Source organism: Comamonas sp. GCA5, assembly GCF_036541385.1.
Classification (GTDB): Bacteria; Pseudomonadota; Gammaproteobacteria; order Burkholderiales; family Burkholderiaceae_C; genus Comamonas; species Comamonas aquatica.
Genome location: NZ_JAZHFR010000108.1, coordinates 1 through 9,006 on the forward strand (window position 1 = coordinate 1; position 9,006 = coordinate 9,006).

The 9,006-nt window shown below is 70.1% G+C and carries 8 protein-coding genes and 1 pseudogene; 6 read left to right on the forward strand and 3 right to left on the reverse strand.

Going from position 1 to position 9,006, the window contains the following annotated elements:
- On the reverse strand, positions 1 to 426 hold a 426-nt coding region (locus SJH88_RS17280; protein WP_274755197.1), incomplete at its 3' end, for an ABC transporter ATP-binding protein.
- Positions 427 to 542: 116 nt separating this feature from the next.
- On the opposite strand from SJH88_RS17280, the gene SJH88_RS17285 reads away from it, so the two are divergent.
- The gene (locus tag SJH88_RS17285) at positions 543 to 2,591 is read left to right on the forward strand and encodes a molybdopterin-containing oxidoreductase family protein (RefSeq protein ID WP_274755198.1); all 2,049 of its coding nucleotides are present in this window, start codon (positions 543 to 545) and stop codon (positions 2,589 to 2,591) included.
- A gap of 53 nt (positions 2,592 to 2,644) precedes the next feature.
- On the opposite strand, the gene SJH88_RS17290 is transcribed toward SJH88_RS17285, so the two are convergent.
- A complete protein-coding gene (locus SJH88_RS17290; RefSeq protein WP_274755199.1) occupies positions 2,645 to 3,556 on the reverse strand; it encodes a LysR family transcriptional regulator in 912 nt (303 codons plus the stop codon).
- 133 nt (positions 3,557 to 3,689) lie between these two features.
- Between SJH88_RS17290 and SJH88_RS17295 the strand changes: the two genes are divergently transcribed.
- Together SJH88_RS17295 and ycaC are read left to right on the forward strand one after the other, a co-directional pair.
- On the forward strand, positions 3,690 to 4,574 hold the full coding sequence (locus tag SJH88_RS17295) for a pirin family protein (RefSeq protein WP_274755200.1): 885 nt from the start codon (positions 3,690 to 3,692) through the stop codon (positions 4,572 to 4,574).
- Positions 4,575 to 4,640: 66 nt separating this feature from the next.
- Entirely contained in the window at positions 4,641 to 5,270 is a 630-nt protein-coding gene (ycaC, locus tag SJH88_RS17300; protein WP_274755201.1) for an isochorismate family cysteine hydrolase YcaC, read from the forward strand.
- A 104-nt stretch (positions 5,271 to 5,374) separates the two neighbouring features.
- On the opposite strand, the gene SJH88_RS17305 is transcribed toward ycaC, so the two are convergent.
- Positions 5,375 to 5,773 (reverse strand): winged helix-turn-helix transcriptional regulator, encoded by a 399-nt coding sequence (locus SJH88_RS17305; RefSeq protein WP_042418693.1) that lies wholly within the window; start codon positions 5,771 to 5,773, stop codon positions 5,375 to 5,377.
- Between the two features lie 179 nt (positions 5,774 to 5,952).
- Between SJH88_RS17305 and SJH88_RS17310 the strand changes: the two genes are divergently transcribed.
- From SJH88_RS17310 to SJH88_RS17320, 3 genes and pseudogenes are all read left to right on the forward strand, one after another.
- The gene (locus tag SJH88_RS17310; RefSeq protein WP_274755202.1) at positions 5,953 to 6,960 is read left to right on the forward strand and encodes a zinc-dependent alcohol dehydrogenase family protein; all 1,008 of its coding nucleotides are present in this window, start codon (positions 5,953 to 5,955) and stop codon (positions 6,958 to 6,960) included.
- 175 nt (positions 6,961 to 7,135) lie between these two features.
- Positions 7,136 to 8,806: an ABC1 kinase family protein gene (locus SJH88_RS17315; RefSeq protein WP_274755203.1), complete on the forward strand. Its 1,671-nt coding sequence runs from the start codon at positions 7,136 to 7,138 to the stop codon at positions 8,804 to 8,806.
- Between the two features lie 6 nt (positions 8,807 to 8,812).
- Positions 8,813 to 9,006: pseudogene (locus SJH88_RS17320) on the forward strand (hypothetical protein); the annotation flags it as partial.

Consider the following 9,006-nt stretch of genomic DNA (forward strand, 5'->3'; position numbering starts at 1 on the left):
CGCCCGCGCGCCCAGGCCCTGCAGGCCCACCAGGGCCAGCACCTCGTCCACGCGGCGCGCGGCCTCCTGGCGCGACACGCCGCGCATCCGCAGCGGAAAACCGACATTGCCCTGCACGCTGAGGTGCGGCCACAGGGCGTAATCCTGGAACACCATGCCCAGGCCGCGCTGCTCGGGCGGCACGCTGTGCCCGGCCGTGGCCACGCAGGTGTCGCCCATCCAGACTTCGCCGGCGCTGGGCTGCTCGAGCCCGGCCAGGATTTTCAGCAAGGTGGTCTTGCCGCAGCCCGAGGGGCCCAGCAGGGCGATGATTTCGCCGGGGGCGATGTCCAGGTCCAGGCCGTCCAGCACGGTGCGGTCGCCGTAGACGCGGCGCAGCCCCTGCACCCGCACGGCGGCCCCTGGCATCTTGGTGTGATGGGTCATTTGCACGATGGCGGCATGCTAGGCCGCAGGGATGACAAATCCGTGTCAGCCGCATGCGCCAGGGCGGCGCGCCATGCTTAAATCAGCACCCCCACCCTGGAACTGCCCCGCTTGCCATGTCTGTGACCCACATCCTCGGCGCCTGCCCCCACGACTGCCCCGACACCTGCTCGCTCACCACCACGGTCATCGACGGCGTGGCCACCAAGGTGCAAGGCAACCCCGACCACCCCATGACCGGCGGCGTGCTGTGCGCCAAGGTCAGCAAGTACACGCAGCGCACCTACCACGCCGACCGCGTGCTGCAGCCCCTCAAACGCAGCGGCCCCAAGGGCAGCGGCCAGTTCACCCCGGTCAGCTGGGACGAGGCCCTGCGCGACATCGCCCAGCGCCTGCACACGATTGCGCAGCGCCAGCCCGAGGCCATCCTGCCCTACAGCTATGCCGGCACCATGGGCCAGGTGCAGGGCGAAAGCATGGACCGGCGCTTCTTCCACCAACTGGGCGCCAGCCTGCTGGACCGCACCATCTGCGCCAGCGCCGGCAGCGAAGCCCTGGCCGCCACCTATGGCGGCAAGCTGGGCATGCGCATGGAGTTCTTTGCCGAGAGCCAGCTGATCCTGATCTGGGGCAGCAACAGCATTGCCAGCAACCTGCACTTCTGGCGCCTGGCCCAGGAGGCCAAGCGCAATGGGGCCAAGCTGGTGTGCATCGACCCGCGCAAGAGCGAGACCGCCGAAAAGTGCCACGAGCACCTGCAGCTGCTGCCCGGCACCGACGCGGCCCTGGCCCTGGCGCTGATGCACGAGCTCATCCAGAACGACTGGCTGGACCACGACTACATCGCCCAGCACACCCTGGGCTGGGAGGCCTTGCGCGCCCGCGCGCTGGAATGGCCGCCCGAGCGCGCCGCCCAGGTCTGCGGCCTGCCCGTGGAACAGATCCGCCAGCTGGCGCGCGACTACGGCACCACCCGGCCGGCCGCCATCCGCCTGAACTACGGCATGCAGCGCGTGCGCGGCGGCGGCAATGCCGTGCGCGCCATCGCCTGCCTGCCGGCGCTGGTCGGCGCCTGGCGCCACCGTGCGGGCGGCCTGCTGCTGTCCAGCTCGGGTGTGTCGCCCTTCAACAAGGCGGCCCTGCAACTGCCGCAGCTATTGGGCAACCGCCGCCCGCGCACGCTGAACATGAGCACCATCGGCGACGTGCTGCTGCACCCGGGCGATGCGCAGTTCGGCCCGCAGGTCGAGGCCGTGGTGGTCTACAACAGCAACCCCGTGGCCGTGGCCCCGGAATCGGCCAAGGTGGCCGCCGGCTTTGCGCGCGAGGACCTGTTCACCGTGGTGCTGGAGCATTTCCTGACCGACACCGCCGACCACGCCGACTACGTGCTGCCCGCCACCACGCAGCTGGAGCACTGGGACATCCATGGCAGCTACGGCCACACCGATGTGCTGCTGAACCGCCCGGCCATCGCCCCCGAAGGCCAGTCGCGCAGCAACGCCCAGATCTTCCGCGACCTGGCCGCGCAGATGGCGCAGCTGGACCCGGCCTTTGCCGCCCCGCATTTTTCTGAGCCTGATGAGGCGCTGTGCCGCACGGCGCTTGCGGGAACAGCTATGGATTTCGAAAGCCTGCTGGCCCAGGGCTTTGCCCACATCCCGGTGGCCGAGGCGCCCTTTGCCCAGGGCGGCTTTGCCACGCCGTCGGGCAAGTGCGAATTCGACAACCCGCGCCTGGCCGCGCTGGGCATCAACACCCTGCCCGACCACGTGCCCAATTACGAGCCGCCCACGGCCGCCCACCCGCTGGCCATGATCTCGCCGCCGGCGCGCAACTTCCTGAACAGCACCTTCGCCAATGTCGCCAGCCTGGCGCGCATGGAAGAGCGCCCGCTGCTGGAGCTGCACCCCGAGGACGCCGCCGCGCGCGGCATTGCCGACGGCGACCGGCTGCGCGTCTTCAACGCCCGGGGCAGCCACGTCTGCCACGCCGCCGTCAACGGCCGGGCACGGCCCGGGGTGGTGGTGGGCCTGGGCATCTGGTGGCGCAAGCAAGGGGCCAACGGCACCAACGTGAACGAGCTGACCCACCAGCAGCTGACCGACATTGGCCGCGCGCCCTGCTTCTACGACTGCGCCGTGCAGGTCGAGCGGCTGGCCTAGTTCGCGCCCCGGGCACGCCGGCGGCTGCGCACCACGGCGGCGCCCGCCCTGCCTCAGTCCTCGGTCAGGGCCTGAAACTGCTGGACCAGGAAATCCAGCAGCGCCCGCACCGCGGGCAACTGCCCCCGGCGTGAGGCATAGACGGCGTGGATCACCTCGACCCGCGGGGCCCAGCCCGGCAACACCTGCACCAGGCTGCCGTGCGCCAGTTCGGCGCGGATGAACATGCTGGGCAACTGCACCACGCCCACGCCGGCCAGGGCCGCATCGCGCAGCGCCAGCATGGACGGGGTCACCAGGCGCGGCTGGTGGCGCACCTCGGCGCGCTCCTGGTTCGGCCCCAGCAGCACCCAGCGGTGGCTGTCCTGGGGCTGGCCCATGTCCAGGCTGGGCCAGCGCGCCAGGTCCATGGGCCCCAGGGCCGGACCCATGCGCTCCAGCAGCGCGGGGCTGGCCACCAGGCACTGGTGGCGCTCGGCCAGCTGGCGCAGCACCAACTCGCTGTCCTGCAGCGGCGGTGGGCGCACGCGGATCGCCAGGTCCAGCCCCTCGGCCACCACGTCCACGCGGCGGTTGGTCTCGTCCACCTGCAGGCTCACCCGCGGGTGCTGGGCCATGAATGCCGCCAGCATCGGCCCCACGCGCGCCGCCAGCAGCGCCACCGGGCAGCTCAGGCGCACCACGCCGCAGGGCTCGCTGTGCGTCAGGGCCACCGATTCCTCGGCCGCGGCCGCCTCGGTCAGCATGGCGCGGCAGTGCTCGTAGTAGCGCTTGCCCAGTTCGGTCACGGCAAAGCTGCGCGTGGAGCGCAGCAGCAGCTGCGCGCCCAGGCGCTCTTCCAGCAGGGCGATGTGCCGGCTGAGCTTGGACTTGGGAATACCCAGGGCCCGCCCCGCCGGGGCGAAACCGCCGTGCTCCACCACCAGCGCGAAGTAGTACAGGGGATTCAGGTCCGGGAGTTTCATCGTTTTAAAAATGGAACGCTGCATGCAATTTTTGCAGTCTACCCAAACAATCGTTCCAAATTCAAAATTCCTCCCATGTTCTACGCACGGTCTGCGGCCTTCCGCCGGACCGTGCACCCACCAGGAGGAAGCCATGTTGAAAAAGATTCTGGGTGTCTACGAAGCCCCCCGTCCCCACTGGGTGGGCAACGGCTTTCCCGTGCGTTCGCTGTTCAGCTATGCCGACCACGGCCAGGCGCTGAGCCCGTTCCTGCTGCTGGACCATGCCGGCCCCCAGCACTTCCAGCCCACGCAGGGCCGGCGTGGCGTGGGCACGCACCCGCACCGCGGCTTCGAGACCGTGACCATCGTCTACGAGGGCGAGGTGGCCCACCGCGACTCCACCGGCGCGGGCGGCACCATCGGCCCCGGCGATGTGCAGTGGATGACGGCCGCCTCGGGCATCCTGCACGAGGAGTTCCATTCGGACGCCTTCGCCCGCGCTGGCGGCCCGCTGGAGATGGTGCAGCTGTGGGTCAACCTGCCGGCCCGCGACAAGCTGTCCGCCCCCGGTTACCAGACACTGCGGAACGCCGACATTCCGCGCGTGGCGCTGCCCGACGGCGCTGGTTCGGTGCGCGTGATTGCCGGGGACTTTGCAGCCGCCCATGGCCCGGCCCGCACGTTCACGCCCGTCCATCTGTGGGATGTGCGGCTGAATGCCGGTGCCAGCACGGAGCTGCAGGCCCAGCCCGGCCACACGCTGGCCCTGGTGGTGCTGCACGGCACGGTGATGGTCAACGGCCAGGAGGTGGTGCGCGCCGGCCAGCTGGTGCACCTGGACCGCGCCGCCGACAGCGTGCACCTGGAGGCCAACAACGAAGTCACGCTGCTGTGGCTGTCGGGCGAACCGATTAACGAGCCCGTGGTCGGTCATGGCCCGTTCGTGATGAACACCGCGGTCGAGATCGAACAGGCCCTGGACGACTTCCGCAGCGGTCGCTTCGGGCGCATGCCCCAGTCCCACGCCCTGGCCTGAGCCTGGTTTTCCCCGTCCGGCGCGCGCCTGCGCCGGATGCTTTCCCCCGCTCTCAAGGAGACTCCCATGAGCAACAAGCCCTATATCCGCCTCGACAAAGACAACGCCGCCGTGCTGCTGGTGGACCACCAGACCGGCCTGCTGTCCCTGGTGCGCGACATCGACCCCGACAAGTTCAAGAACAATGTGCTGGCCCTGGCCGACATGGCCGCATACTTCCAGTTGCCCACCATCCTGACCACCAGCTTCGAGACCGGCCCCAACGGCCCGCTGGTGCCCGAGCTGAAAGCCAAATTCCCCGACGCGCCCTACATCGCCCGCCCCGGCCAGATCAACGCCTGGGACAACGAGGATTTCGTGCAGGCCGTGAAGGCGACCGGCAAGAAACAGCTGATCGTCGCCGGCGTGGTGACGGAAGTCTGCGTGGCCTTCCCCGTGCTGTCGGCCCTGGCGGAAGGCTTTGAGGTGTTTGTGATTGCCGATGCCTCGGGCACGTTCAATCCCATGACCCAGCAGGCCGCCTGGAGCCGCATGGAGCAGGCCGGCGCCCAGTTGATGACCTGGTTTGGCGCGGCCTGCGAGCTGCACCGCGACTGGCGCAATGACATCGAGGGCCTGGGGACGCTGTTTTCCAACCACATCCCCGACTACCGCAACCTGATCCACAGCTACACCACGCTGACCGCCGCCAAGTAAGCGCGGCGGCCTCGCCCCCCCCAGCCCGCCGGCGTGTGCCGCCTGCGGGCTTTGGGCTGTGATGGATTGAAATAGATAGCTGCTTGCGCTGGAGGGACCAGCGCTCAAGCCTGTTTTTGCTGCAAGTCTGGCAGGCAGCTGGCGCCGTGCTGATCCGCGTCGTGCAGGGGCTCGGCAGGGGCAAAGTTCTGGCTGTAGGCGATGCCCCAGTTGCGCATGGCGATCAGCACCGGCTGCAGGCTGCGGCCCAGTTCGGTCAGCGCATAGTCCACGCGCGGCGGCACCTCGGCATACACCGTGCGCGCCACAATGCCGGCGTCTTCCAGTTCGCGCAGCTGCAGCGTCAGCATGCGCTGGGTGATGCCGGGGATGGCACGGCCCAGCTCGCCAAAGCGCTTCTTGCCGTGCAACAGCTGGAACAGGATGATGGGCTTCCAGGTGCCGCCCATCACCGACAGCGTCACCTCCACGGCGCAGCCGCTCTTGCTGTTCAAACGTTTCATGCGGCCTCCTGCGCCTGGTGGTGGGTGGCCCGGGGGCCGGTGTATCCGATGCTGCCGCAAGGCAGCGCGGCCTGCATTGCTTACATTTTTAATACTACCCAACAAATATGTTGGTACTGGTCATGCCGCGCGGTAGCGCGCACCATGGCGGCCATCCTTCACTGCCCGCAAAGATCGCCATGAAAGCCTTGCAACTGGCCGCCCCCGGTGGCCTGGACCACCTGCACCTGACCACCCTGCCCGATGCGCCCCCGCCGGGGGCCGGCGAGATTCAGGTGCGCATCCACGCCACCTCGCTGAACTACCACGACCTGCTGGTCGTCAGCCGCCCCGGCGCCACGGCCGATGGCCGCATCCCCATGGCCGATGGGGCCGGCGTGGTCACCGCCGTGGGCGCCGGCGTGACGGAATTCGCCGTGGGCGATGCCGTGGTGTCCACCTTCTTCCCGCAGTGGCTGTCGGGCCGCCGCATGCCCTCGGACTTCAAACTGGTGCCCGGCGACGGCGTGGACGGCTTTGCCTGCGAGGCCGTGACCCGGCCGGCCACGGCCTTCACCCACGCGCCGCGCGGCTGGTCGCACGAGGAAGCGGCCACGCTGACCACGGCCGGCCTGACCGCCTGGCGTGCGCTGTTCGTCAACGGCCGCCTGCAGCCGGGCGACACGGTGCTGGTGCTGGGCACGGGCGGGGTCTCCATCTTTGCGCTGCAGATGGCCAAGGCCGCCGGTGCGCGCGTCATCGCCACCACCTCCAGCGCCGCCAAGGCCGAGCGCCTGCACGCTCTGGGGGCCGACGTGGTCATCAACTACCGCGACACGCCCGAGTGGGGCAACGCCGTGCTGGCCGCCACCGGCGGGCGCGGTGCCGATATCGTGGTCGAGGTCGGCGGCCCCAACACCCTGCCCCAGTCCATCCGTGCCGGCGCCGTGGGCGGCCACATCGCGCTGATCGGCGTGCTGACCGGCTTTGCCGGCAGCGTGCCCACGGCCGAGATGATGGCCAAGCAGCAGACGCTGCAGGGCCTGATCGTCGGCAGCCGCGAACAGCAGCAGGACATGGTGCGTGCGCTGGAGCAGTGGGGCTGGCAGCCGGTGATCGACCGCCACTACCCGCTGGAGCAACTGGCCCAGGCCTTTGCCCACCAGCAGTCGGGCCAGCACTTCGGCAAGATCGTGGTGCGTTACTAAAGCCGAAAAAAGAGAGCGCGTTGCGCGCGACGGGATTGGGCTTTCACACCAAAACAGCGCGAAATGCCTGTAAATCCTACGCCAGCCGCTCCTTTTTCCAAGAATGCCCGGCGCGGCACGCCGGCCAGGGCCGGTGCCTGGGTTTATGCTTTGGGGCAGCCACCAGGAGATGCCCATGCTGCACACCGCCGTCGTCGCCGTCCGGGACCGCGCCCGCCTGCAAGAGATTGTGGGCACGCTGCTGCGTTTCGGTCTGGCCGACGTGGTGCACTCGCTGGGCCTGTCGCGCTGGTCGACCTGGCGCAGCACCGAGGCCGAGGCGGAGGCGGCCCACACCGCCCTCAGCCGCGCGGAACGCGTGCGCCTGGCCATCGAGGCGCTGGGCCCGAGCTTCGTCAAGCTGGGCCAGATCCTGGCCACGCGCTCCGACCTGCTGCCGCGCGAATGGACCCGCACCCTGGAAACCCTGCACACCCAGGCCACGCCCCAACCCTGGTCGGTGATGCAGCCCCACATCGAGGCCCAGCTGGGCCGCCCGGTGCACGAGGCCTTCGCCCGGTTTGACCCCGAACCCATCGCCGCGGCCTCCATCGCCCAGGTCTACCGCGCCCAGCTGCGCCGCCCGGACGGCAGCCTGCGCGAGGTGGCGGTCAAGGTGCAGCGCCCCGACATCCGCGCCGGGCTGGAGGCCGATGCCCGCCTGCTGCGCCATGTGGCCGCCCTGGTGGAAGAGCGCTTTCCGCAGCTCGAGCGCTACCGCCCCAGCGACGTGGCGCGCCAGGTCGGCGACGCCCTGCGCGAGGAGCTGGACTTCAGCATCGAAGGCCGCATCACCGAACAGGTGGCCCAGGCCTTTGCCGGTGATCCGGACATCGCCATCCCGGGCGTCGTCTGGGCGCTGAGCACGCCCGAGCTGCTGGTCCAGGACTGGCTGGACGGCATCCCCGCCAACCGCGCGGCGGGCGACGCCCGGTTCGACGGCCGCCTGCTGGCCCAGCGCGGGGCCCATGCCTTCCTGCACATGGTGCTGCGCGACGGCCTGTTCCACGCCGACCCGCACCCCGGCAACCTCTTCGCCCTGCCGGGCAACCGCGTGGGCTTCATCGACTTCGGCCTGGTCGGCCACCTCTCGCCCCACCGGCGCGACCAGTTCCTGGTGCTGCTGCGCGCCCTGGTCGAAGGCGATGCCGACAGCCTGGTCATGGTGCTGCTGGAATGGACGGGCGACAGCCGGGTCAGCATCGGCCTGATGGAATCCGCCGTCGAGCGCTACATCGCCCGGCGCGGCAGCGGCCCGCTGCGCCTGGGCGACTCGATCAGCGAATTCATGGACCTGGCGCGCGAATCGCAGATCGCCATGCCGCCCGACATGGCCCTGCTGTTCAAGGCCCTGGTCACCGCCGACCGTGTGCTGCTGCAGCTGGACCCGGACTTCGACGTGATCCGCACCGCCGCGCCCCTGGTGCGCGAGCAGATGCGCGCCCGCTACACCCCGCGGCGCCTGCTGCGCGAGCAGCGCGCGGCCAGCCGGCAGATGTACGAGATGGCGGCCGATGTGCCCAAGACCCTGCGCCTGCTGATGTACCGCCTCAAGCAGGGGCGCCTGGGCGTGGACATGGAGGTGCGCCACCTGCACCGCCTGTCCACCGCCCTGGAGCGCGCCGCCACGCGCCTGTCCCTGGCCATGGTCGCCGGCGCCTTCATCCTGGGCATCGGCCCAACGCTGCTGGCCTCGCAGGTGCACCTGTTCGGCATTCCCGTGTTTCCGGTGCTCGGCGGCCTGGGGGCGGTGATCAGCCTGGCGGTGCTGGGCCTGACCATGCGCCGCCAGCGCGCCCTGGACTGAGGTCGCATGCGCCCCCGAAACATTGGCCTGATTGCGGCCGCCGTGCTGGGCGTGCACCTGCTGGTGCTGTGGGGGCCGGGCGACGCCTGGACCCAGGCCCAGCCCGACGTGCCGGCGGAAGTCGCGCGACTGGACACGGTGTGGATCAGCCCGCCCGTGGCGGCACCCGCCCCGCCACCACCGGCGCCCCGCCCCGTGCG

Excerpts from the sequence above, each read along its gene's own strand:
- SJH88_RS17285 (WP_274755198.1), top strand. The coding sequence starts at position 543 with ATGTCTGTGACCCACATCCTCGGCGCCTGCCCCCACGACTGCCCCGAC.
- SJH88_RS17290 (WP_274755199.1), bottom strand. The coding sequence starts at position 3,556 with ATGAAACTCCCGGACCTGAATCCCCTGTACTACTTCGCGCTGGTGGTG.
- SJH88_RS17295 (WP_274755200.1), top strand. The coding sequence starts at position 3,690 with ATGTTGAAAAAGATTCTGGGTGTCTACGAAGCCCCCCGTCCCCACTGG.
- ycaC (WP_274755201.1), top strand. The coding sequence starts at position 4,641 with ATGAGCAACAAGCCCTATATCCGCCTCGACAAAGACAACGCCGCCGTG.
- SJH88_RS17305 (WP_042418693.1), bottom strand. The coding sequence starts at position 5,773 with ATGAAACGTTTGAACAGCAAGAGCGGCTGCGCCGTGGAGGTGACGCTG.
- SJH88_RS17310 (WP_274755202.1), top strand. The coding sequence starts at position 5,953 with ATGAAAGCCTTGCAACTGGCCGCCCCCGGTGGCCTGGACCACCTGCAC.
- SJH88_RS17315 (WP_274755203.1), top strand. The coding sequence starts at position 7,136 with ATGCTGCACACCGCCGTCGTCGCCGTCCGGGACCGCGCCCGCCTGCAA.